Source organism: Micromonospora sp. NPDC005254 (assembly GCF_042872525.1).
Lineage (GTDB): Bacteria > Actinomycetota > Actinomycetes > Mycobacteriales > Micromonosporaceae > Micromonospora.
Map to the genome: position 1 here is coordinate 168,780 of NZ_JBIAKM010000002.1, position 23,123 is coordinate 191,902.

20 protein-coding genes and 1 tRNA gene are annotated in these 23,123 nt (G+C 72.0%); 15 read left to right on the top strand and 6 right to left on the bottom strand.

Annotated elements, in window-relative coordinates:
- Positions 1–7 precede the first annotated feature (7 nt).
- Complete coding sequence (locus ACFYPR_RS06420; protein WP_387258861.1) at positions 8–1,126, bottom strand: hypothetical protein; 1,119 nt, start codon at positions 1,124–1,126, stop codon at positions 8–10.
- 158 nt (positions 1,127–1,284) lie between these two features.
- Here ACFYPR_RS06420 and metG point away from each other — a divergent pair, with 158 nt between their 5' ends.
- Positions 1,285–3,087: a methionine--tRNA ligase gene (gene metG, locus ACFYPR_RS06425; RefSeq protein WP_354861856.1), complete on the top strand. Its 1,803-nt coding sequence runs from the start codon at positions 1,285–1,287 to the stop codon at positions 3,085–3,087.
- Between the two features lie 46 nt (positions 3,088–3,133).
- On the opposite strand, the gene ACFYPR_RS06430 is transcribed toward metG, so the two are convergent.
- On the bottom strand, positions 3,134–4,381 hold the full coding sequence (locus ACFYPR_RS06430) for a hypothetical protein (RefSeq protein ID WP_387258864.1): 1,248 nt from the start codon (positions 4,379–4,381) through the stop codon (positions 3,134–3,136).
- Positions 4,382–4,607: 226 nt separating this feature from the next.
- Here ACFYPR_RS06430 and ACFYPR_RS06435 point away from each other — a divergent pair, with 226 nt between their 5' ends.
- The 6 genes from ACFYPR_RS06435 to ACFYPR_RS06460 all read left to right on the top strand — a co-directional run bounded on the left by ACFYPR_RS06435 (position 4,608) and on the right by ACFYPR_RS06460 (position 10,622).
- Entirely contained in the window at positions 4,608–5,507 is a 900-nt protein-coding gene (locus ACFYPR_RS06435; RefSeq protein ID WP_355066751.1) for a TatD family hydrolase, read from the top strand.
- Positions 5,508–5,553: 46 nt separating this feature from the next.
- Positions 5,554–6,423, top strand: coding sequence for a 16S rRNA (adenine(1518)-N(6)/adenine(1519)-N(6))-dimethyltransferase RsmA (gene rsmA, locus ACFYPR_RS06440; RefSeq protein ID WP_354861861.1), 870 nt, complete (start codon positions 5,554–5,556; stop codon positions 6,421–6,423).
- A gap of 86 nt (positions 6,424–6,509) precedes the next feature.
- Positions 6,510–7,460 carry a 4-(cytidine 5'-diphospho)-2-C-methyl-D-erythritol kinase gene (locus tag ACFYPR_RS06445; protein WP_354861863.1) on the top strand — a complete coding sequence of 317 codons (951 nt, stop codon included), beginning with the start codon at positions 6,510–6,512 and terminating at the stop codon, positions 7,458–7,460.
- 117 nt (positions 7,461–7,577) lie between these two features.
- The gene (locus tag ACFYPR_RS06450) at positions 7,578–9,383 is read left to right on the top strand and encodes an ABC-F family ATP-binding cassette domain-containing protein (RefSeq protein ID WP_355066752.1); all 1,806 of its coding nucleotides are present in this window, start codon (positions 7,578–7,580) and stop codon (positions 9,381–9,383) included.
- A 95-nt stretch (positions 9,384–9,478) separates the two neighbouring features.
- Positions 9,479–9,934: a DUF4383 domain-containing protein gene (locus ACFYPR_RS06455; RefSeq protein WP_363939884.1), complete on the top strand. Its 456-nt coding sequence runs from the start codon at positions 9,479–9,481 to the stop codon at positions 9,932–9,934.
- 211 nt (positions 9,935–10,145) lie between these two features.
- The gene (locus ACFYPR_RS06460; protein ID WP_354860522.1) at positions 10,146–10,622 is read left to right on the top strand and encodes a DUF4383 domain-containing protein; all 477 of its coding nucleotides are present in this window, start codon (positions 10,146–10,148) and stop codon (positions 10,620–10,622) included.
- Positions 10,623–10,626: 4 nt separating this feature from the next.
- On the opposite strand, the gene ACFYPR_RS06465 is transcribed toward ACFYPR_RS06460, so the two are convergent.
- Together ACFYPR_RS06465 and ACFYPR_RS06470 are read right to left on the bottom strand one after the other, a co-directional pair.
- Entirely contained in the window at positions 10,627–11,313 is a 687-nt protein-coding gene (locus ACFYPR_RS06465; RefSeq protein WP_354860520.1) for a TetR/AcrR family transcriptional regulator, read from the bottom strand.
- A 222-nt stretch (positions 11,314–11,535) separates the two neighbouring features.
- Positions 11,536–12,501, bottom strand: a complete 966-nt coding sequence (locus tag ACFYPR_RS06470; RefSeq protein WP_355068444.1) for an acyl-CoA desaturase — start codon at positions 12,499–12,501, stop codon at positions 11,536–11,538.
- Between the two features lie 329 nt (positions 12,502–12,830).
- Between ACFYPR_RS06470 and ACFYPR_RS06475 the strand changes: the two genes are divergently transcribed.
- The 8 genes from ACFYPR_RS06475 (at position 12,831) to ACFYPR_RS06510 (ending at position 20,535) form a co-directional block, all read left to right on the top strand.
- Positions 12,831–12,902 (top strand) — tRNA-Gln (locus tag ACFYPR_RS06475).
- A gap of 110 nt (positions 12,903–13,012) precedes the next feature.
- Positions 13,013–14,545, top strand: coding sequence for a bifunctional UDP-N-acetylglucosamine diphosphorylase/glucosamine-1-phosphate N-acetyltransferase GlmU (gene glmU, locus ACFYPR_RS06480; protein WP_363939141.1), 1,533 nt, complete (start codon positions 13,013–13,015; stop codon positions 14,543–14,545).
- Positions 14,546–14,602: 57 nt separating this feature from the next.
- Positions 14,603–15,583: a ribose-phosphate diphosphokinase gene (locus ACFYPR_RS06485; protein WP_030329105.1), complete on the top strand. Its 981-nt coding sequence runs from the start codon at positions 14,603–14,605 to the stop codon at positions 15,581–15,583.
- A 313-nt stretch (positions 15,584–15,896) separates the two neighbouring features.
- Positions 15,897–16,595: a 50S ribosomal protein L25/general stress protein Ctc gene (locus ACFYPR_RS06490; RefSeq protein ID WP_355068440.1), complete on the top strand. Its 699-nt coding sequence runs from the start codon at positions 15,897–15,899 to the stop codon at positions 16,593–16,595.
- A gap of 90 nt (positions 16,596–16,685) precedes the next feature.
- Entirely contained in the window at positions 16,686–17,276 is a 591-nt protein-coding gene (gene pth / locus ACFYPR_RS06495) for an aminoacyl-tRNA hydrolase (RefSeq protein ID WP_387258867.1), read from the top strand.
- Positions 17,277–17,411: 135 nt separating this feature from the next.
- Positions 17,412–18,242 carry an inositol monophosphatase family protein gene (locus ACFYPR_RS06500; RefSeq protein WP_354860513.1) on the top strand — a complete coding sequence of 277 codons (831 nt, stop codon included), beginning with the start codon at positions 17,412–17,414 and terminating at the stop codon, positions 18,240–18,242.
- Between the two features lie 65 nt (positions 18,243–18,307).
- A complete protein-coding gene (cysD, locus tag ACFYPR_RS06505) occupies positions 18,308–19,219 on the top strand; it encodes a sulfate adenylyltransferase subunit CysD (protein WP_355068438.1) in 912 nt (303 codons plus the stop codon).
- Positions 19,219–20,535 carry a GTP-binding protein gene (locus tag ACFYPR_RS06510; RefSeq protein ID WP_355068436.1) on the top strand — a complete coding sequence of 439 codons (1,317 nt, stop codon included), beginning with the start codon at positions 19,219–19,221 and terminating at the stop codon, positions 20,533–20,535. Before cysD ends, ACFYPR_RS06510 begins: the two co-directional genes overlap by 1 nt.
- Positions 20,536–20,796: 261 nt before the next feature.
- Here the strand turns inward: ACFYPR_RS06510 and galK are convergent, their stop codons facing one another.
- Both galK and galE read right to left on the bottom strand, forming a co-directional pair.
- A complete protein-coding gene (gene galK, locus ACFYPR_RS06515) occupies positions 20,797–21,966 on the bottom strand; it encodes a galactokinase (RefSeq protein WP_354860510.1) in 1,170 nt (389 codons plus the stop codon).
- A complete protein-coding gene (gene galE, locus ACFYPR_RS06520) occupies positions 21,963–22,946 on the bottom strand; it encodes a UDP-glucose 4-epimerase GalE (RefSeq protein ID WP_387258870.1) in 984 nt (327 codons plus the stop codon). Before galE ends, galK begins: the two co-directional genes overlap by 4 nt.
- Between the last annotated feature and the right edge of the window lie 177 nt (positions 22,947–23,123).

Below are 23,123 nucleotides of genomic sequence, written 5' to 3' on the forward strand. Positions count from 1 at the left end.
GGCGTATTCACCACGCGGCGGCGAGGAAGCCGAGGGTGATCAGCGCCGGGCCGGCGAGAGCCGTGGCCACCGCCCAGCGGCGGTGTCGCCGGCCGGGCAGCCGGGCCGACCCCGTCCACCGGACGATGCCGGCGGCGCAGCCGAGCACCGCCAGCAGCCCGGGCAGCCAGCGCAGGTGTCGGCCCGCGCCGGTGTCGGCGTACGCGGTGTCGCCGTCCGGGCCGGTCATCCGTGCCCGCAGCGCCGCCCCGGGCGCGCCACCTGAGGCGGGTACGCCGCTGACCCGTACCCCGTGGGCCAGGAACCGCCCGTCGTCGGCCGTGAAGATGCCCCGGCACCGCTGGGTGAGACCGCCTCCGGTGCAGTGGTCGATCACCACCGTGCCGTCGCGCGCGTGCCCGACCGCGAGCCAGAACGGGCCGGCGCTGACCCAGGCGAAGAAGGCCGCGACCAGGCTCAGCAGCACCAGCGCGGTCAGTCCGGGCAGCGGGTCCGGCAACGCGGTCGTCCGCGACGAGGGACGGCGAGCCCGGCGCTGGGGGGCGGCGACCTCGCGGACGGGGGTGCCGTCCCAGTGCACCTGCTCGATCGGCGCCCAGAACGTGCCCTCGTCGTCCGGTGGCCGGTCCCCGTCGACCCGGTGAGCAATTCGGCGACGGCTCTGCTGGCGTACCGGCACCCGACGCGGAACCGCGTCCACCGGCGCCCCGGTGGTCGGCTCCACCTCGACCGGGGCCCGGGTTGCCGGCTGCGCCTCGACCGCCGTTCGGGCCGGTTCGCGCGCCGCCGGCGCGACGTCGGCCGACGCGCCCGGCGGGCTCGGCGGCTTCGGGCGGGCTGGGCTGGGCACGGGCGCCGTCGGGCTGGGCCGCGCCGGGGTGGGGGCCGGCGCGGCCGGCGTGGGCCGGGCCGGGGTGGCGGCGAGCTCCGTCGAGGTGTCCCGCCGTGGCGCGGCCGCCCGCCCGGACGGCGTGGGCCGCTGGTGGCCGGGCCGATCGGGTTCGGGGGCGGTGACCAGCCGGGGCTGCGGCGCGACCCCGGCGGCCCGGGGTGAGTCGGGCTCGTTGCCGCCGGTCGGCCCGGTGGGACGCTCGTCGTGGTCCCGGGCCGCTCCTCTGCCAGTCACGACGTTCATTGCACACCGGCAGCGGAGGCAGATCGGGCAGCTGGACCGCGTGTCGACGACAAATCGGACCAATGGGCGGGGTGGTCGATCCGGTCCGGCGGCCCGGCACCCCCCATTGGTTCGCGGACGCCCCGGGCGGGTCACTAGGCTTGCTGCTCATGAGTCACGTTCTCGCGGCAGTGGCCTGGCCGTACGCCAACGGCCCCCGCCACATCGGCCACGTCTCCGGTTTCGGCGTTCCCTCCGACGTCTTCGCCCGGTACATGCGGATGGCCGGCCACGACGTGCTCATGGTCTCCGGCACCGACGAGCACGGCACCCCCATCCAGGTGCAGGCCGACGCCGACGGGGTGACCCCGCGCGAGCTGGCCGACCGGTACAACAGGGTGATCGTCGAGGACCTGCACGGCCTCGGGCTCTCCTACGACCTGTTCACCCGCACCACCACCCGCAACCACTACGCGGTGGTGCAGGAGCTGTTCGAGGGGATGTACCGCAACGGCTACATCGTGCCGAAGACCACCATGGGCGCGATCTCGCCGTCCACCGGGCGCACCCTGCCCGACCGGTACATCGAGGGCACCTGCCCGATCTGCGGGTACGACAGCGCGCGCGGCGACCAGTGCGACAACTGCGGCAACCAGCTCGACCCGATCGACCTGATCGACCCGAAGTCGCGGATCAACGGGGAGACCCCGAAGTTCGTCGAGACCGAGCACTTCTTCCTGGACCTGCCCGCCCTGGCCGACGTGCTGCGCCAGTGGCTGGACACCCGGGAGGGGTGGCGGCCCAACGTGCTGCGGTTCTCCCGCAACCTGCTCGACGACCTCCAGCCGCGGGCGATCACCCGGGACCTGGAGTGGGGCGTGCCGATCCCGCTGGACGGTTGGCGGGACCGCTCCGACAAGCGGATCTACGTCTGGTTCGACGCGGTGATCGGCTACCTGTCCGCCTCGATCGAGTGGGCCCGCCGCTCCGGCGACCCGGAGGCGTGGCGCAGGTGGTGGTCCGCCGACGGGGAGGGCAAGGACGCCCGGTCCTACTACTTCATGGGCAAGGACAACATCGTCTTCCACTCGGTGATCTGGCCGGCGCTGCTCTCCGGGTATTCCGGCGAGGGCTCCCGCGACGGCGAGCCGGGGGCGCTGGGCGAGCTCAACCTGCCCACCGAGGTGGTTTCCAGCGAATACCTGACCATGGAGGGGCGCAAGTTCTCCTCGTCGCGCAAGGTGGTCATCTACGTCCGCGACTTCCTGGAGCGCTACGACGCCGACGCGCTGCGCTACTTCATCGCCGCCGCCGGCCCGGAGAGCAACGACACCGACTTCACCTGGGCCGAGTTCCTGCGCCGCAACAACGACGAGCTGGTCGCCGGCTGGGGCAACCTGGTCAACCGGTGCGTCTCGATGGCCGCCAAGAACTTCGGGGCGATCCCGTCGATCGACCCGGCCGGCCTCACCGAGGCCGACGAGGCGCTGCTCGCCGTCGCCCGCGCCGGGTTCGACACGGTCGGCGACCTGATCGGCCGGCACCGGCAGAAGCAGGCCATCGGCGAGGCGATGAAGGTCGTCGCCGAGGCCAACAAGTACCTCTCCGAGCAGGCGCCGTGGAAGCTCAAGGCCGAGGCCGACAAGCCCCGCCAGGGCACCATCCTGCACGTCGCCCTCCAGGTGGTCAGCGACGCCAACACGCTGCTCACCCCGTTCCTGCCGCACTCCGCGCAGCAGGTGCACGAGCTGCTGGGCGGCACCGGCGTGCACGCGCCGATGCCGGTCATCGAGCAGGTCGACGACCTGGACGGCGGGCCGGCGTACCCGGTGCTGACCGGGGACTACACGGTGGGCGCGCGCTGGGAGTCGGTGCCACTGGAGGCCGGTCGGCCGCTGGCCGCGCCGAAGCCGGTGTTCCGCAAGCTCGACCCGTCGATCGTCGACGAGGAGCTGGCCCGACTGGCCGGCTGATCAGCGAACGGCGCGCGGCGGTGGGCTCTCGGACCGCCGCGCGCCGTCACAGCACGTACCGGGTGTCCATGATCTGGTCGTCGCTCACCTCGGCGCCCGGCGCCCAGGTCTCGTAGACGCCCCGGTCGTGGCACTGCGCGCCGGTGGCGATCACCGCGTCCGGGTCCGGGAAACGCAGCCGTAGCCGCAGCCAGCCGGCCTCCTCGCGCAGCACCAGGCACGACACGCCCCGCCACTGCGCGAACCGGACCCGGCGGGCCACCGCGTCCACCGGATAGCGGGCCGCCCGGGTCATCGCCAGCACCCGGAACCCGCCGGGCAGGTCGGCCACCGCCTCGTACTCCGTGTCGCCGTAGAGGCCGACCAGCTGGGTGGAGCGCGGGGCGTCGCCGGTCGGCACGTACTCCTGGTCGGGAGAGAGGCCCGGCACCGCGGCCAGCAGGTGCCGCCACTGCGGGCCCACCATCCGCAGCCACGCGCGCTGCTCGGCCTGGTAGCTGTAGAGCACCACCTCGACGCCCTCGGCGGGATAGGCGACGAGCGTCGCGTTCGCCGGCATCGGCAGGTCGGCGAAGTCCCGGGTGATGAACTCGGGGATGAGCTGGCCGTTGCTCGGCACGAAACCGGTGCCCAGCACCGGCGGGCCCAGCCGGTCCCGGGACGCCAGCGCCGTCAGCCCCCGGTGCGCCTCGCCCACCGGCACGTCGTAGTCGCCCGGGTCGGCGGCCCGCCAGCGCAGCGCGTACGCCACGTCCGAGCCGTCCCGCCCGACGTCGCCGTCGGTGCGCAGCACCGTGGTCGTCGACGGCGTACGCAGGTGCGCCACGTCGTGCTCGCGATAGCAGAAGCCGTGCGGCAGCCAGCCCCGCACGTACCCGGCGAGCTGCCGGCCGGAGAGCACCTTCACCATCCGGGTGCCGCGCCGGATGATCGCCGAGGCACGCATCGCGGCCAACACCGGGTCACCCGCCGCGGACGGCTGCTGGCTGAGCTGGTGTACGTGCGACCAGCCGTGTTCCCGGTGCGCCGGCATCATCAGCGGTGTCTCCGGCTCCTCGGCCGGCACGACGGCACCGTGCACCGCGCTCACCTCCGTGACGTGCACGAACCGACGCCACGGCAGGGCGCTGCCCGGACGCGGCGCCCGCTCGAAGCCGGCCACCTCCTCGGCGCTGAACAGCTCGTACGCGGCGCCCCGGGCGATCTCCTCAGCCGGGTAGACGCCGCCGCCGAAGGCCACGCGCAGGCCGGTCCGTTCGCCGGCGGCGTCGCTCGCGTGGGGTGTGACGCTCACCCCGCCGCCTCGCTCCGCTCGGCAGCGGCGTGAGACGCCACGCTGCTGTGCCTCATGGTTCGCTCGCTGCGCTCGCTCACACCACCGCCTCGCTCCGCTCGGCAGCGGCGTGAGACGCCACGCTGCTGTACCTCATGGTTCGCTCGCTCACCCGGCGACGGTAGAGTCGCGCGGCGTAGTCGAGGTGAACGCCGGGTGGCGGGCGGATGGACGGCCCCGGTGTGTGATGCTGTCGCTGATGAGCGAGCCGACTGAAACCCGCCGCGAGCGTGCCGCCCGGCGGGCCGGAGAGTTCCCGCCCGCCCCCGAGCCGCTGCCCCGGCCGGTGCTGGACAGCCACACCCACCTGGACATCACCGTCGGCGAGGCTGGCGTGCCCGGTGGCGGGCCGTCCGACGACCCGGTCGCCACGGCGATCACGGTGGCCACCAAGGTCGGCGTGGACCGGCTGGTCCAGGTGGGCGTGGACGTGGCCTCCTCGCGGTGGGGCGCGGACACCGCCGAGGCGTATCCCGCCGTGCTGGCCACCGTGGCGCTGCACCCCAACGAGGCGCCCCGGCTGGCCGACCTCGACGAGGCGCTGCGGGAGATCGAGTCGCTGGCCGCCCGCGACCGGGTCCGGGGGATCGGCGAGACCGGCATGGACTTCTTCCGTACCGGCGACGAGGGGCGCGCCGCGCAGGAGACGAGCTTCCGGGCGCACATCGCCATCGCCAAGCGGTACGGCCGGACGCTTGTCATCCACGACCGGGACGCCCACGCCGACGTGCTGCGGATCCTCGACGACGAGGGCGCACCGGACACGGTGGTGCTGCACTGCTTCTCCGGTGACGCCGAGTTCGCCCGCGAGTGCGTGCGCCGGGGCTACCTGCTCAGCTTCGCCGGCACCGTCACCTTCGGCAGCGCGACCGCCCTGCGCGAGGCCGCCGCGCTCACCCCGCTGGACCAGATCCTGGTGGAGACCGACGCCCCCTACCTCACCCCGACCCCGCACCGTGGCCGGCCGAACGCCTCGTACCTCATCCCGCTCACCGTCCGGTCCCTCGCCGCGACCACCGGCAGCGACCTGGACGAGCTGTGCGCGGCCATCTCCGCCACCGGCGACCGGGCCTTCGGCCCGTGGTGAGCCCGGCCCGGCGGCCGGTCCCGACGACGCCGCTACGCTGCCAGCCATGACCGGTCTCCTCGGCCCGGCGGAGATCCGGGAGCTGGCCGCCCGGCTGGGCGTCGCGCCCACCAAGAAACTCGGCCAGAACTTCGTGCACGACCCGAACACGGTGCGGCGGATCGTCACGGCCGCCGGCCTGACCCCCGACGACGTGGCCCTGGAGGTGGGCCCGGGGCTCGGCTCACTCACCCTGGGGCTGCTGCCGGTTGCCGGGCACCTGCACGCCGTGGAGATCGACCCGACACTCGCCGGTGCGCTGCCGGAGACCGTCGCCAGGCACGCCGGGGCGGACGCCGCCCGGCTCACCGTGCACCGCGCCGACGCGCTCCGGGTCAGCGCCGCCGAGCTGGCTGACCCGCCGCCGACCGCGCTGGTCGCGAACCTGCCCTACAACGTCGCCGTACCGGTGGTGCTGTACCTCCTCGCCGAGCTGCCCACCCTCCGGCACGGCCTGGTGATGGTGCAGAAAGAGGTCGCCGACCGGCTCGTCGCCGGTCCCGGCTCGAAGGTGTACGGCATCCCGTCGGTCAAGCTCGCCTGGTACGCCCACGCCCGAAGCGCCGGTAAGGTGCCGCCGAACGTGTTCTGGCCGGTGCCCAACGTCGACTCCGGTCTGGTCGCCTTCACCTGCCACGAACCGCCCCGCGCCGACGTGCCGCGGGAGCGGGTCTTCGCCGTCGTGGACGCGGCGTTCGCGCAGCGCCGAAAGACCCTGCGCGCCGCGCTGGCCGGCTGGGCCGGTGGCCCGGACCGGGCCGCCGCCGCGCTGACCGCCGCCGGCGTCGACCCCGGGGCCCGGGGGGAGTCACTGACCGTCGAGCAGTTCGCCGCCATCGCCGCGTCGGCCCCGGCCGGTACGGTGGCCGCGAAGTAGGCTGACGCCGTGTCCGCCGACTCCGCCGAGGAGCTGATTTTGAGCAAGCCGTTCGACATTCGCCTGCGCACGCGGGACCTCACCCCGTGACCGAGGCCTGGCGACCGGACGACGAGGACGATCGACGCGGGGCCATCGGTCCGGTGCGGGTCCGGGTGCCCGCCAAGGTCAACCTGCACCTCGGGGTGGGCCCGCTGCGCCGCGACGGCTACCACGAGCTGAACACCGTCTATCACGCCATCTCCATCTACGACGAGCTGACCGCCCGCCGGGGCGACACGCTGGCGTTGACCATGGAGGGCGAGGGCACTGGCGAGCTGGCGCTGGACGACTCCAACCTGGTGATCCGCGCCGCGCACGCGCTGGCCGGGTACGCGGGGGTGCTGCCGCACGCCCGCCTGCACCTGCGCAAGCAGATCCCGCTCGCCGGCGGGCTGGCCGGCGGCAGCGCCGACGCGGCCGCCGCGCTGGTGGCCTGTGACGCGCTGTGGGGCACCGGGCTGTCCCGCGACGAACTGGCCGGGATCGCCGCCGACCTGGGCTCCGACGTGCCGTTCCTGATCTACGGCGGCACCGCGCTGGGCACCGGCCGGGGTGAGGCGGTCAGCCCGGTGCTGGCCCGAGCCACCTCCTGGCACTGGGTCGTGGCGATCGCCGACAGCGGCCTGTCCACCCCGGCCGCGTACCGCGAGCTGGACCGGCTGCGCGACTCCGGCGCCGCCGGCGCCCCGCTGGGCAGCACCGACGCTCTGCTGGGTGCGCTGCGTCAACGCGACCCCCGGGTCCTCGCCCGTACGCTCGGCAACGACCTGCAGGACGCCGCGCTGGCCATGCGGCCCGCGCTGGCCGACACCCTCAAGGCCGGCGAGGCGGCCGGCGCGCTCACCGGCATCGTCTCCGGCTCCGGCCCGACCTGCGTCTTCCTCGCCGCCGACGCCGCCGACGCCGAGCGGATCGCCGCCGAGCTGACCAGCGCCGGGGTGTGTCGGGAGGCACGGGTCGCGCACGGGCCCGTGGTGGGCGCGCGCGTCGGCTGACGTCGCGTCCCGGACGGCCCGCGCGGCGAGGGTGGCCGGAACGTCCGCGTACCCTTGGGTTCAGGCGTCCCGAGGTGCCCGCCGGCACCCGGACGCCTTGATCTTGAAGGGTGGAACGTGGCCAACATCGTCAATCTGGACCGGGTGTCCAAGGGGTACGGCGCCGCCGGGCGGCTGCTCACGGACGTCTCGCTCGGCCTGGACGACGCCGACCGGATCGGTGTGGTCGGCCTCAACGGCGCCGGCAAGTCCACCCTGCTGCGCCTGCTCACCAAGCAGGAGGAGCCCGACGACGGCCGGGTCACCCACCGCCGTGACCTGCGCGTGCTCTGGCTACCGCAGCAGCTCACCCTCGCCCCGGACGCCACCGTCCGGGACGTCGTGCTCGGCACCGCCTGGCTCGGTGAGGGCATGGGCGCCGAGCACGAGTGGGCCGGCGACGCCGGCGTCCGCAACATCCTCGACGGCCTCGGCATGCCGCACCTCGGCCTCGACCAGCCGGTCGGCCCGATGTCCGGTGGCGAACGGCGGCGGGTGGCGCTCGCCGCGCTGCTCGTCCGCGACTCGGACCTGCTGATCCTCGACGAGCCCACCAACCACCTCGACGTCGGCGGTGTCGACTGGCTGGCCCGGCACCTGGTCGGCCGCAAGGGCGCCCTCGTCGTGGTCACCCACGACCGGTGGTTCCTGGACGCGGTCTGCACCACCACCTGGGAGGTCGGCGACCAGACCGTCCGGGCGTACGAGGGTGGCTTCGCCGCCTGGACCCTCGCCCGCGCCGAGCGTGAACGCGTCGCCGCCGCCACCGAGGCCCGCCGGCAGAACCTGCTGCGCAAGGAGATCGCCTGGCTGCGGCGCGGGCCGCCGGCCCGCACCTCCAAGCCGCAGTTCCGCATCGACGCCGCGAACGCGCTGATCGCCGACGTGCCGCCCGCCCGCGACACCATGTCGTTGCAGCGCATGGCCGTCTCCCGGCTCGGCAAGCAGGTGTACGAGCTGGAGAACGTCGAGCTGCACGCCGGGCCGAAGGAGATCCTGCGCGACGTCACGTGGCTTGTCGGCCCCGGTGACCGGATCGCCATCCTCGGCGCCAACGGCGCCGGCAAGACCACCCTGCTGCGGATGCTCGCCGGCATCACCCGCCCCGACGGCGGCCGCCTCGGCACCGGCTCGACGGTGCGACCGGCGTTCCTCTCCCAGGAACTCGTCGAGCTGCCCGGGCACCTGCGGGTGCTGGAGGCCGTCGAGGAGGTCGCCCGCCGGGTCCAGCTCGGCGACCGGGAGGTCTCCGCCGCCCAGCTCGCCGAGGTCTTCGGGTTCGACGACCGCCGGCTCTGGACGCCCGTCAGCGACCTGTCCGGCGGTGAGCGTCGCCGGTTGCAGATGCTGCGGCTGCTCGCCGGCGAGCCCAACGTGCTGCTCTTCGACGAGCCCACCAACGACCTGGACACCGACACGCTGGCCGCGCTGGAGGACCTGCTCGACTCGTGGCCCGGCACGATCATCGTGGCCAGCCACGACCGCTACCTGATCGAACGCGTCACCGACACGGCGTACGGGATGTTCGGCGACGGCCGGCTCGTGCACCTGCCCGGTGGCGTCGACGAGTACCTCGCCCGGACCGCCGAGCGAGCCGGCGCCACCCGGGCGGGCGGCACCGGCCCGGTCGCGCCGGCCGGGCCCACCGCGGGTGGCATGTCCGCCGCCGAGGTGCGCCAGGCCCGCAAGGAGCTGACCCGGCTGGAACGGCAGCTCGGCAAGCTCGACCAGCGCGAGGTGACCCTGCTCGATCAACTCGCCGCCGACGCCACCGACTACGCCCGCGTCGCCGAGCTGGACACCCAGCTCAAGGATCTGCGCGCCGAACGGGAACGGATCGAGGAGACCTGGATGACCCTCGCCGAGGACCTGCCCGAGGGCTGAGCGGGCCGGGCACGCCGGCGCGGGGGCCGTGTGCGGCGTCACACCGACACATGCGGAACAATCGTCGGCGACACCTCACCCTTGGAGACCCAGACATGGCCCACACCCCCATCAACCACCCCGCGCGGCCGATCTACCGGGCGATCGGCGGGCTGACCGGTCTGTACCTGGTGGTCTTCGGCGTGCTCGGCATCATCACGAGCGCCGGCAATGAGATCCTCGCCCAGGACGACACCCGCGTCCTCGGCCAGGGCACCAACCTCGGCTTCTCGCTGCTGTGCGTGCTGCTCGGGCTCGTCGTGCTGGTCGGCACCGCGCTCGGCCGCAACATCGACGTGGCGATCAACCAGTGGATGGCGTACGCCCTGATGGTGATCAGCCTGGCCGGTCTGGCCTTCATCCGGACGGACGCCAACTTCTTCAACTTCAGCATCTTCACCGTGATCGCCGTGATGACGGCCGCCCTGGTGCTGCTCATGGCCGGCATGTACGGCAAGGTCGGCACGGAGGATGAGGCGGAGGCGTTCCAGAAGGCTCGGCTCGTTCTCTGAGCTTTGCTTGACTGGTTGCGGCCGTGGGTTTTCGCCGGAGCCCGAGCTGCTCCGGGCGGTCAGGCTTGATCCCTGCGCAGCTCGGGCTCCGGCGAAAACCTGACCTGGTCCGGCCTGCGGCGGACCGTTTCGGGCTTTGTGGTTCTCCGGACGGTCGGCTCTGCCCTGGGTGACAATCCTCCTGAAACGGTCGATTCAGGGGGGTCTGGGTATGCCGCACTTTCCGGTGAACCATCCGGCACGGCCGCTCTACCGGGTGCTCTCCGGCCTGATCGGCGTCTACATCCTGGTCTTCGGCGTCTGGGGTGTCGCCGAGACGATCGGCGACCCGCTCTTTGACCGGGGCAACCACTGGGCCCTCGGGCTCCGCACCAACCTGGCCTTCTCGCTCGCCTCGGTGGTCTTCGGAGTCGTCCTGATCATCGGGGCGTCCCGGCGCAGCAACCTCGGCCACTACATGAACCTCACCGCCGGGGCGGTGTTCCTGGTGACCAGCATCCTCATGATGTCCGTGCTGCAGACCGACGCGAACTTCCTCAACTTCTCGATGTCGACCGTGATCGTGTCGATGTTGTTCGGCCTGATCCTGCTGGGCACCGGCCTGTACGACAAAACCGGCCCGTCGGAGCACGCCGAGGCGGAGCTGGAACGCCGCAAACATCCGGTGGCCGACGTGCACCGCCGCTGAACGGTCAGCGGCGGCGGGCGGTGATCAACGTGGGCTTCGCCTCCAGGTGCGACAACCCGTTCCAGGCCATGTTGACCAGGTGCGCCGCCACCGTCTCCTTGCGCGGCTTGCGCACCTCCAGCCACCAGCGGCCGGTCAACGCGACCATGCCCACCAGGGCCTGCGAGTAGAGCTCGGCCAGCTTCGGGTCGTACCCGCGGCTCTTGAACTCGGCGCCCAGGATGTGCTCGACCTGGTGGGCCACGTCGTTCATCACGCTGCTGAAGGTGGCCGTGCCGGACAACAGCGGCGACTCGCGGACCAGCACCCGGAACCCGCTGGTCTCCTCCTCGATGTAGCCCAGCAGGGCCATCGCCGCCTGCTCCAGCAACTCACGCGGATGCCCCGCCGTCAGCGCCGTGGTGATCCGGTCCAGCAGGGCCCGGACCTCCCGGTCGACCACGACCGCGTACAGCCCCTCCTTGCCACCGAAGTGCTCGTACACCACGGGCTTGGAGACCTTGGCGCGGGCCGCCACCTCCTCGATGGAGGTGGCGTCGAAACCTCGCTCGGCAAACAGCTGCCGGCCGATCGCGATCAACTGCTCCCGCCGCTGCGCGGCCGACATGCGTACGCGTGAGGGGGGCTTGGGTTTCGCCGCCGCGGCCGGCACCGCACGCCGGCCGCCGGCTTCGTCACTGACCTCGGGCATGTCGCCGCCTCGCTGGCGCTCGGTGACGCCCTGCCGTGGAATGGTGCCTCCGCTGTGCCCGCTCACGTCGTCGCCTCACTGGCGGGCGGCCCGTCCGGCCTGCCGTGCCGTCCGACCGTACCCGGATCGGGCTCGGCCCCCCGTCCGCCGAGCCGTCCGGCCCCCCGCTCCGCTCGGCCACCCGGCCATCCTGCCAGGTGGCACACCGCGGCACCGCCCGGTTTACCGGGGTGCGACCGGTTTCACGAGCTTGGCCGCGAGACGTTCGGGCTTTGGCCAGCGCACCTGCGACGCCGCGCCGACCTTCTCGAACAGCCAGATCACCCGGGCCGAGATGTCCACCTGACCACGCAGCACACCGTGCCGCGCGCTGGTCGGGTCCGCGTGGTGCAGGTTGTGCCAGCTCTCACCGAACGACAGGATCGCCAGCGGCCAGAAGTTCGACGCGCGGTCGCCCTGGCGCATCGCGAACGGGCGCTCGCCGTACACGTGGCAGACCGAGTTGATCGCCCAGGTGACGTGGTGCAGGAGGCCGATCCGGACCAGCCCGGCCCAGAAGAACGCGGTGAGCGCGCCCTGCCACGACCAGGTCACCAGGCCCCCGATCAGCGCCGGGCCGAGCAGTGAGACGGCCACCAGCGCGGGGAACAGTCGGTCCACCCGGCTGATGTCGCGGTCGGCGATCAGATCCGGTGCGAACCGCTCCCGGTTGGACAGCTCGCGGCGGAACAGCCAGCCCACGTGTGCGTGGAACAGACCCCGCGTCAGCGCCCAGAAACTGGTGCCGAAACGCCACGGCGAGTGCGGGTCACCCTCCAGGTCGGAGAAGGCGTGGTGCCGCCGGTGGTCGGCCACCCACTGGATGATCTCGCCCTGTACCGCCAGCGAACCCGCGACCGCCAGGGTCACCCGCAGCCAACGCTTGGCCTTGAACGAGCCGTGCGTGAAATAGCGGTGGAAGCCCACCGTGATGCCGAGCCCGGAAACCACGTACCAGACCAGGCCGATGATCACGTCGCTCCAGCCCAGCCAGCCGCCCCAGGCGATCGGCACGGCGACCAGCAGGGCCACGAAGGGGATCACGACGAAGGCCCACAGGGCGGCCAGGATCCCGTTGGACTGGCTGCCGTCGGTGAGCGGTTTCGGGCCGGGGCCGGCGGTGTTGGGTTCGAGCATGGTAGTGGACATGGCACCTCGCAGAGGGGACGGAAACGATCACGAACCTACGCCTACGTCACCGTAACTTACGGCTCGGTAGATCGCACGGGGAAGTTTGAAAAAGCTGTCGTACGTAGGTCCTAAAGCCCTGCTCAGGGCCCACCCTCCATTCGCTGTGGGTGCCGCCCGAGCGGTTTCCCGCGCGGGGTGTCACCGCCGCCTCGGTCACGAGCCATGTGCGATGGTCGGCAAGGCCGAGGGGATCATGAAGGGCAGGAGTGCTGGCGTCGCGGCCGTCGGGCGTTAAGGTGTACCGGCAGGATGCTCGTTCTGAGGCGACGGTGTTCTTGACGTTGCAATCGGCCGTGGTGTAATTGGCAACACCCGGGTCTTTGGTACCCGTATTTCAGGTTCGAACCCTGGCGGCCGAGCTGTCCCGACAAGTCCGTTTTGGGTTCTGCTGGGGGTAAGAGGACGCGCTGCCGGGCCGCGTGGTTAGCATGGCCGCGAGAGTGTCCGCCGTCCCGACGGGAGCCACGTCGTGCCCCAGCCCCACCTTCGTACCGTCGTCGTGCTCGCCGCCGGTGAGGGCAAGCGGATGAAGTCGACACTGCCCAAGGTGTTGCACCCCCTGCTCGGCCGTACGCTGCTCGGCCACGTGCTGAGCGCGGCCGGGCCGCTGGCCGCCGACCGCACCGTCGTCGTGGTGGGCCACGGCGCCGACCAGGTCCAGGCCCACCTGACCGAGATCGCCCCCGACGCCACGCCCGTGCTCCAGGCCGAGCAGCTCGGCACCGGACATGCCGTGCGGATCGCGTTGGACGCCGTACCGGAGGGCGCCGGCACGGTCGTGGTGATCAACGGCGACGTGCCGCTGCTGCGCCCGGAGACGGTGGGCGCGTTGGTGACCGCGCACGAGGAGGCCGCCGCCGCGGCCACCGTGCTGGCCGCCGAGGTGCCCGATCCGACCGGGCTCGGGCGGATCGTCCGGGACGCCGACGGCCGGCTGGAGCAGATCGTCGAGGAGCGCGACGCCGACGCGACCCAGCGCGCGATCCGGGAGATCAACGCCGGCATCTACGCGTTCGACGCGGTGCGGCTGCGCGACGCGCTGGGCAAGCTCTCCACCGACAATGACCAGGGCGAGGAGTATCTGACCGACGTGTTCGGCCTGCTCCGGTCCGTCGGCGAGCCGGTCGCGGTGCACGTGGCCGTCGACCACGTCGAGACGCTGGGCTGCAACGACCGGGTGGAGTTGGCGTCGCTGCGGCGGCTGCTGCGCGACCGGGTCAACGAGGCGTGGATGCGCACCGGGGTGAGCCTGCTCGACCCGGCGACCACCTGGATCGACGTGACGGTGGCGCTGGACCGCGACGCGGTCATCGACCAGAACACCCAGCTGCGCGGGGCCACGGTGGTCGGCGCGGGCGCGCTGGTCGGGCCGGACGTGACGCTGATCGACACGATCGTCGGCCCGGCGGCGTCAGTGGTGCGCAGCCACGCGGTGGGCGCCGAGGTGGGCGCGGGCGCCAGCGTGGGGCCGTACGCGTACCTGCGGCCGGAGGCCCGGCTGGGCGAGAAGGCGAAGGTCGGCACGTTCGTCGAGGTGAAGAAGTCCGAGATCGGGCCCGGCTCGAAGGTGCCGCACCTGACGTACGTGGGTGACGCGACGATCGGCGAGCAGACCAACATCGGCGCCGCGTCGGTCTTCGTCAACTACGACGGGGTCAACAAGCACCGCACGGTGATCGGCAGCCACGCCCGGACCGGGGCGGACAACATGTTCGTCGCGCCGGTCGAGGTGGGGGACGGCGCGTACACGGCGGCCGGCTCGGTGATCGTGGACGACGTGCCGCCGGGCGCGATGGGTGTCGCCCGCGCGCGCCAGCGCAACATCGAGGGCTGGGTGGTGAAGCGGCGGGCCGGTACGGCGGCGGCCGAGGCCGCGCAGCGCGCCGGCGACGCGGAGGGTGCGTCGGAGGTGGCCGGCACCGCAAGCGACAGTGAGGCAATGCACGGGCGGGCCGAGACGGTGGGCGGCGCGTCCGGCGCGGGAGATACTGCAACCGAATAGTCCCCGACCCACCACCACCGGGCCGGGTACCGCCGACAAACGGGAGCAGACGGGCCCATGGGCAGCATCGTCGCCGAAAACCGCAAGAGCCTGATGCTCTTCTCCGGACGGGGTTTCCCGGAACTGGCCAAGGAGATCGGCGAGGTGCTCGGTGTGGCACCGACGCCGGCCGACGCGTACGAGTTCGCCAACGGCGAGATTTTCGTACGGTTCAAGGACTCGGTGCGTGGTTCGGACGCCTTCGTGGTGCAGTCCGTGACGCACGGGGTGAACACCTGGGTCATGGAGACCCTGATCATGGTGGACGCGTTGAAGCGGGGGTCGGCGAAGCGGATCACCGTCGTGCTGCCGTTCTACCCGTACGCGCGCCAGGACAAGAAGCACCGGGGTCGGGAGCCGATCTCGGCCCGCCTGGTGGCGGACCTGCTGAAGACCGCCGGCGCGAACCGCATCCTCACCGTCGACCTGCACACCGCGCAGATCCAGGGCTTCTTCGACGGCCCGGTGGACCACCTCTTCGCGATGGACATCCTCGCCGAGTACGTGGAGCACAAGTACGCCGGCCGCCCGATGACCGTGGTGGCACCGGACTCCGGCCGGGTGCGGGTGGCCGAGCGGTGGACCGACCGGTTGGGTGGCTGCCCGCTGGCGTTCATCCACAAGACCCGTGACCCGATGAAGCCGAATCAGGTCGTGGCGAACCGGGTGGTCGGCGAGGTCGAGGGTCGGGTCTGCCTGATCGTCGACGACATGATCGACACCGGTGGCACCATCGCCAAGGCCGCGGACATCCTCAAGGAGTCGGGCGCGGCGGAGATCGTGGTCGCTTCCACCCACGCGCTCCTGTCGGACCCGGCGACCGAGCGGCTGAAGAACAGCTCGATCAGCGAGATCGTGGTGACCAACACGCTGCCGTTGCCGCCGGAGAAGCAGCTGGACAAGCTGACCGTGCTGTCGATCGCGCCGCTGCTGGCGCGGGCGATCCGGGAGGTCTTCGACGATGGCTCGGTGACCACTCTCTTCGGTGGCCTGAGCTGAAGATGGCCGAGTCGGCCGGCCGGAGCTGACAAACTGGTCGAAACGGGCTGGCACGCTGGCGGGGAACACCGTCGGCGGGCCAGCCTGGAGCCGTGACCGGGGACTGCCGGAAACCCGGGAAACAGCTCGGGTAGACTGGTGCGGTTGCCACGGCGAGGGTGCCCGGCGGGCCGCTGAAGAGCGCCGCACGGAGGCACCGTCATCGACGCGGTGCTCCGGGCAGTCGTTCATGACGCATGAGCCCCAGCGAGCCCCTCGCCCCAGCACCGCAAGACGACAAGCCGCCGCAGCGAAAAGCATCAGGAGTTTCCCCGTGTCCGAGGTAAAGATCAGCGCCGAGCCCCGCACCGAGTTCGGCAAGGGTGGTGCCCGTCGTACCCGCCGGGCCGGCAAGGTGCCCGCCGTGCTGTACGGCCACGGCGAGAAGCCCAAGCACATCGCGCTGCCGTCGCGGGAGTTCGCCGCCGCGATCCGCAAGGGCGGTGCCAACCAGCTCTTCGCGATCGACATCACCGACGGCACCCAGGTGCTGGCGCTGCCGAAGGCGATCCAGCGGGACCCGATCCGCGACACCTTCGAGCACGTCGACCTCATCCTGGTTCGCCGGGGCGAGCAGGTCACCGTCGACGTTCCGGTCCAGCTGACCGGCGAGGCCGCGCGGGACACCCTGATCGTGCACGACCACGACACCCTCTCGGTGACTGCGGACGCCACCAAGGTGCCGGACCACCTCGAGGCGTCGATCGAGGGCCTGGAGGCGGGCTCCTCGGTGACCGCCGGCGACGTCGAGCTGCCCAGCGGTGTCGAGCTGGCCGTCGACCCGACGCTGCCGATCGCCGCGGTGACCGCCGCGCCGACCGCCGAGCAGCTCGAGGCGACGCTGCCCGAGGTCGAGGAGGCCACCGAGGAGGCCGAGGCCGAGACCGGCGAGGTCACCGAGGGCTCCGAGGGTGCCGACGCCGCCCCGGCCGCCGAGGGCGCGGAGAACACCGAGGCGCGTACCGAGGCCTGATCGGTTCGTATCGTGCGGCAGGCGTCCCCGAGTTTCGGGGGCGCCTGCCGGCGTATCGGGAGTCGGTGAAGACGGCGGGAGGGGCGGGTCGTGACGGACGAGGCGGGGCCGTGGCTGGTGGTCGGCCTGGGCAATCCGGGCCGGGAGTACGCCGGGAACCGGCACAACGTCGGGTTCATGGTGGTGGAGCTGCTGGCGGGGCGGTTGGGCGCGCGGTTCGGCCGGCACAAGCGGGCGGTGGCCGAGGTCGCGGAAGGGCGGCTGGGGTTCGGCGGTCCGAAGCTGGTGCTGGTGAAGCCACTGACGTACATGAACCTGTCCGGCGGGCCGGTCGCGGCGCTGTCGCAGTTCTACAAGGTGCCCCCGGCGCGGGTGATCGCGGTGCACGACGAGCTGGACATCGGCTTCGGCCAGGTGCGGATTAAGTGTGGCGGCGGCGAGGGCGGGCACAACGGCCTGCGTTCGATGTCGAAGACGTTGGGCACCAAGGACTACGTCCGGGTGCGGTTCGGCGTGGGTCGGCCGCCGGGGCGGCAGGATCCGGCGGATTACGTGCTGTCGGATTTCGGCGCGGCGGAGCGTAAGGAACTCGATTTCCTGGTGGACCGGGCCGCCGATGTGGTGGAGTCGGTGATCGTCAAGGGCGTGGAGCCGACCCAGAACCTGTATCACGGCGGTTGAGCCGGGCGGGGCGTACCGGATCGGAAACGGTTGGCCGGTAGTCTGCGCCTTTCGGCGTGCCGTGACCGGCGACGCGGGTCGCGGCCGATCGGTGCGTGCGGGCACGGGCCGCGGCGAGGCGACGGGAGCGGGCAGATGGGCAGTCCTCCGATGATCGACGGGGCGTTCGCCCGGTGGTTGGCCTCCCGGGCCGGTCAGGCGCTGCTCGACCTGCGTGCGGAGTTGGGCTTCGCGGACACGGGCGCGCTGAAGTCAGCCGGGGACAAGGTGTCGCACGACCTGATCCGCACGGAGTTGGCGCGGTGGCGGCCGGGCGACGCGGTGCTCTCCGAGGAGGACGAGGGCTCGCGGTTGGCCTGGGCGGCCGAGGTGAACACCGGCGCGGTGTCCCGGCTGACCGCGGACCGCGTGTGGATCATCGATCCGTTGGACGGCACCCGGGAGTTCGCCGAGGAGGGCCGCTCGGACTGGGCCGTGCACGTCGCCCTCTGGGCGCGGAGCGCGCCGAGCCCGCACGGGCTGGTCGCCGGAGCGGTGGGATTGCCGGCGCAGCACCGGGTGCTGGGCACCGACTACCCGCCCGCGTACCCGCCGATGACGGTGGAGGCGGCGACGGCCGGTGAGCGCAAGATCCGCCTGGCGGCGAGCCGGAGCCGACCGCCGGTGTTCCTCACCGACCTGGCCGAGGACGTCGGCGCGCACCTGGTGCCGATGGGTTCGGCCGGTGCGAAGATCGCCGCGGTGGTGACCGGCGAGGTGGACGCGTACATCCATGCGGGTGGGCAGTACGAGTGGGATTCGGCGGCCCCGGTGGCTGTGGCGACGGCCACCGGACTACACGCTTCCCGGATCGACGGTTCTGCGCTTCGATACAACGAGGCGGATCCGCGCCTGCCGGACCTGCTGGTCTGTCGCAAGGATCTCGCCAACCGGTTGCTTGCAGCGCTGCAGAGGCATTCCGGGTAGCCTGAGCGCACTTCTTGACATGTCCGACCGGAAAGGTCTGGAAATCGGATGAGCGAGCGAGTGTCATGACGTCCCCCGCGGCCTACCGGGTCTCCCACCTGGACGCCCTTGAGGCGGAGAGCATCTTCGTGATGCGTGAGGTTGTCGCCGAGATGGAACGCCCGGTGCTGCTCTTCTCCGGCGGCAAGGACTCGATCGTCATGCTGCGGTTGGCGCAGAAGGCGTTCGCTCCGGCCAACATTCCCTTTCCCGTCATGCACGTCGACACCGGGCACAACTTCCCCGAGGTGCTCGAATACCGCGACCAGCGGGTCGCCGAGTTGGGGTTGCACCTCGTGGTGGCGAGCGTGCCGGAGGCCCTGGCCAGCGGGTTGGTCCGCGAGTCCGGTGACGGGATGCGCAACCGGATCCAGACGCCGGTGCTGCTGGACGCGGTCGAGAAGCACCACTTCGACGCGCTGTTCGGTGGCGCCCGCCGCGACGAGGAGAAGGCGCGGGCCAAGGAGCGGGTGTTCAGCTTCCGCGACGAGTTCGGCCAGTGGGATCCGAAGAATCAGCGCCCGGAGCTGTGGTCGCTCTACAACGGCCGGCACCACCCGGGCGAGTCGATCCGGGTCTTCCCGCTGTCCAACTGGACCGAGCTGGACGTGTGGCACTACATCGCCCGGGAGCGCATCCCGCTACCGTCGATCTACTACGCGCACGAGCGCGAGGTGATCGAGCGGGACGGAATGTTCTACGCGGTCAACGAGTTCTTCCGTCCCCGCGCGGGTGAGGAACGGTTCAAGGCGCAGGTGCGCTACCGCACCGTCGGCGACGCCTCCTGCACCGCGGCGGTCCGCTCGGACGCGGACACCGTGGAGAAGGTCATCGAGGAGGTGGCGGCCACGCGGATCACCGAGCGGGGCGCCACCCGTGGTGACGACCGGGTCAGCGAGGCCGCCATGGAGGACCGCAAGCGGGAGGGGTACTTCTGATGACCACCGAGATCGTGGCCCCGGCCGTTGCCGGCACCGAGGCCACCGGTGAGGCGCGGCCGATGGACCTGCTGCGGTTCGCCACCGCCGGCAGCGTGGACGACGGCAAGTCGACCCTGATCGGCCGGCTGCTCTACGACACCAAGTCGCTCTTCACCGACCAGCTGGAGGCGGTGGAGGCGGTCAGCGCGGCCCGTGGCGACGAGTACACCAACCTGGCGCTGCTCACCGACGGCCTGCGCGCCGAGCGGGAGCAGGGCATCACCATCGACGTGGCGTACCGGTACTTCGCCACGCCCCGACGCAAGTTCATCATCGCGGACACCCCCGGGCACATCCAGTACACCCGCAACATGGTCACCGGCGCCTCGACGGCCGACCTGGCGCTGATCCTGGTGGACGCGCGCAAGGGCCTGGTCGAGCAGTCCCGTCGGCACGCGTTCCTCTGCTCGCTGCTGCGGGTGCCGCACCTGGTTCTGTGCGTCAACAAGATGGACCTGGTCGACTGGTCGCAGGAGGTCTACGAGCGGATCGCCGACGAGTTCACCGCGTTCGCCGCGAAGCTCGACGTACCGGATCTGACCGTGGTGCCGATCTCGGCGCTGCGCGGCGACAACATCGTCACCCGGTCGGAAAACATGCCGTGGTACGAGGGTCCGTCGCTGCTGCACCACCTGGAGCGGGTGCACATCGCGAGCGACCGCAACCTGGTCGACGTCCGGTTCCCCGTGCAGTACGTGATCCGCCCCCAGTCCACGACGGTCACCGACTACCGGGGCTACGCCGGTCAGGTCGCCTCCGGTGTGCTGAAGCCGGGCGACGAGGTGATGGTGCTGCCGTCCGGCTTCACCAGCCGGATCGCCGCCGTGGAGACCGCCGACGGGCCGGTCGCGGAGGCGTTCCCGCCGATGTCGGTGACGGTACGGCTGGCCGACGAGATCGACATTTCCCGGGGCGACATGATCTGCCGGCCGAACAACGCGCCGGCGGTCGCCCAGGACATCGAGGCGATGGTCTGCTGGATGGACGAGACCAGCCCGCTGCGGGTCGGCGGCCGGTACGCGATCAAGCACACCACCCGGTCGGCACGGGCAATCGTGCGGGGGCTGCACTATCGGTTGGACATCAACTCGCTGCACCGCGACGAGTCGGCCGACGAGCTGCGGCTCAACGAGATCGGCCGGGTGCGGCTGCGCACGACGGTGCCGCTCCTCGCTGACGAGTACCGCCGCAACCGCACCACCGGCGGCTTCGTCATCATCGACGAGGCCACCAACCGCACGGTAGGCGCCGCCATGATCGTCGAAGCCAGCTAAACCCAGCGCCCCCGGCCCTCGCCGGCTCGGCGCCGGCATGATCGCACTCGATCCATGAAGTAGTGGCCTCGCCCACCGGGCGAGGCCACTACTTCCATGAACGAGCACGATCTGCCCCTGCCCCTGCCCCTGCCCCCGCCCCCGCGCCCGCCGCCGCGACTCGTGATCAAGAGATTTGCGTCAAAATCCGGGCTCGGACTGACGCAAACCTCTTGATCAACCAGCGAGTGGGGGGCCGGGGGGTGGGGGGCCGGGGTGGGGTCAGTGCAGGCGGGTTGCGCCGGGGGCGGGGAGGACCGGGAGCGTGGTGGGGGCGGTGAAACCGCGTTCGGCGTACGCGGCCGTGACGGCTGCCGCCACCGCCTCGGCGCGATCGGTCTCCACCAGGGCGAGGACGCAGCCGCCGAACCCGCCGCCGGTCATCCGGGCACCCAGCGCGCCGGCCGACAGCGCCGCCTCGACGGCCGTGTCGATCTCCGGCACGGTGATCTCGAAGTCGTCGCGCATGGAGACATGCGAGGCGGTGAGCAGCGGGCCGATGTCCCGGACCCGGCCGGCGCGCAGCAGCGCCACCGTGTCCAGCACACGCTGGTCCTCGGTGACCACGTGCCGGACGCGCCGCCGGGTCTCCTCGTCGTCGAGGCGGGCCAGTGCGCTGTCGAGCTGGTCGACGGCCACGTCGCGCAGCGCGGCGACGCCGAGCGCCTTGGCGGCCGCCTCGCAGGAGCGGCGGCGGGCGGCGTACTCCCCGTCGGCGTGCCGGTGCGGTGCGCGGCTGTCGATGACCAGCACGGCCAACCCGGCGGCGTCCAGGTCGAACGGGATGTGCTCGACGGACTCGTCGCGGCAGTCGAGGAAGAGCGCGTGCCCGGCGCGGCAGCGGATCACCGCGGACTGGTCCATGATGCCGGTCGGCGCGCCCACGTAGACGTTCTCCGCCCGCTGCGCCAGCCGCGGCCGCCGCTCGGGGGACAGGTCCAGCTCACCGAGGTCGAGCAGGGCGGCGAGCACGGACGACTCCAGCGCGGCCGACGAGGAGAGCCCGGAACCCAGCGGCACGTCGGAGGCGATCGCCAGCCGGGCGCCGGGCACCGCGTGGCCGGCGTCGCGCAGCGCCCAGACCACCCCGGCCACGTACGCGCCCCAGCCGGTCACCCGGCCGGGCTCGGCCACGTCGTCCGCGCCGAAGGTGATCGTCTCGTCGGAGAGCTCGGACCAGACCGTCCAGCGCTCGTCATCCTGCCGGTCGGCGGCGACCACGGTACGCAGTGGCAGCGCGAAGGGCAGCACGAACCCGTCGTTGTAGTCGGTGTGCTCGCCGATCAGGTTGACCCGGCCGGGCGCGGCCCAGAGGCCGGTGGCCTGGCCGCCGTACTGGTCGGTGAAGCCGGCGGCGGCCCGCTCGACGACGTCACCGGTGGGGCTGGTCATGACTTCTCCAGGACGTGCGTCCGGTAGAAGGCCCAGGCGTCGCCGACCATGTCGTGCAGGGTGGGCTTCTGCGGCACCCAGCCCAGCTCGTCACGGGCCAGCGCGGACGAGGCGACCAGTTCGGCGGGGTCGCCCTCGCGGCGCGGCGCCACCTCGACCGGCAGCGGGTGCCCGGTGACCTCGCGGACCACGTCGGCCACCTGCCGGTTGGTGAAGCCGTTGCCGTTGCCGAGGTTGTAGATGCGGTGCTGGCCCCCGGTGGCGGCGTCCAGCGCCAACAGGTGGGCGCGGGCCAGGTCGGCGACGTGGATGTAGTCGCGGACGCAGGTGCCGTCCGCCGTGGGGTAGTCGTCGCCGAAGAGCTGGAGCTTCTCCCGCCGGCCGGCGGCGACCTCCAGGGCGATCGGGATGAGGTGCGTCTCCGGGTCGTGCCGCTCGCCGAGCGCGACGTCGCCGGTGAGGTGCGCGCCGGCGACGTTGAAGTAGCGCAGCGAGACGGCGGCCAGCCCGTGCGCGATGGCCTCGGAGGTGAGCGCCATGTCGACGGCGAGCTTGGTGGCGCCGTACGTGTTGGTGGGCGCCTTGACCGCGGTCTCCGTGATCGGCAGCTCGGTGGGGTTGCCGTAGACGGCGGCGGTGGAGGAGAAGACCATCCGGGGCACCCCGGCGGCGCGGACGGCGTTGATCAGGGCGAGCGAGCCGACGGTGTTGGTCTGCCAGTACAGCTCCGGCTTCACCATCGACTCGCCGGCGGCGATGAGGGCGGCGAAGTGCACCACCCCGTCGAAGCCGGCGTCGGGGGTGAGGATCTGGGCGGCGTCGTGAATGGACGCTTCGACGTGGGTCGCGTCCGGAGCGAGCGCCTCGCGGTGACCGGTGCGCAGGTCGTCCAGGACGACGACCTGGTGGCCCGCGTCGAGCAGCATCCGGGTCACCACGCTGCCGATGAATCCGGCGCCCCCGGTGACGAGCAGTTTCACGTCGTTGCCTCCTGCCTGGCCCGCCGGGACGTGGCCTTTGGTGATCACCCTACGGCGGCGGATGAGACCGGAGTCGACCACGCCGCCAACCCATTCCATCATAATCTCTCACGTTTAAACAGAGCCGCACATCGCCGATGACTCCGCGCGATCGCCGGTACGGCGGGCACCCGGTGT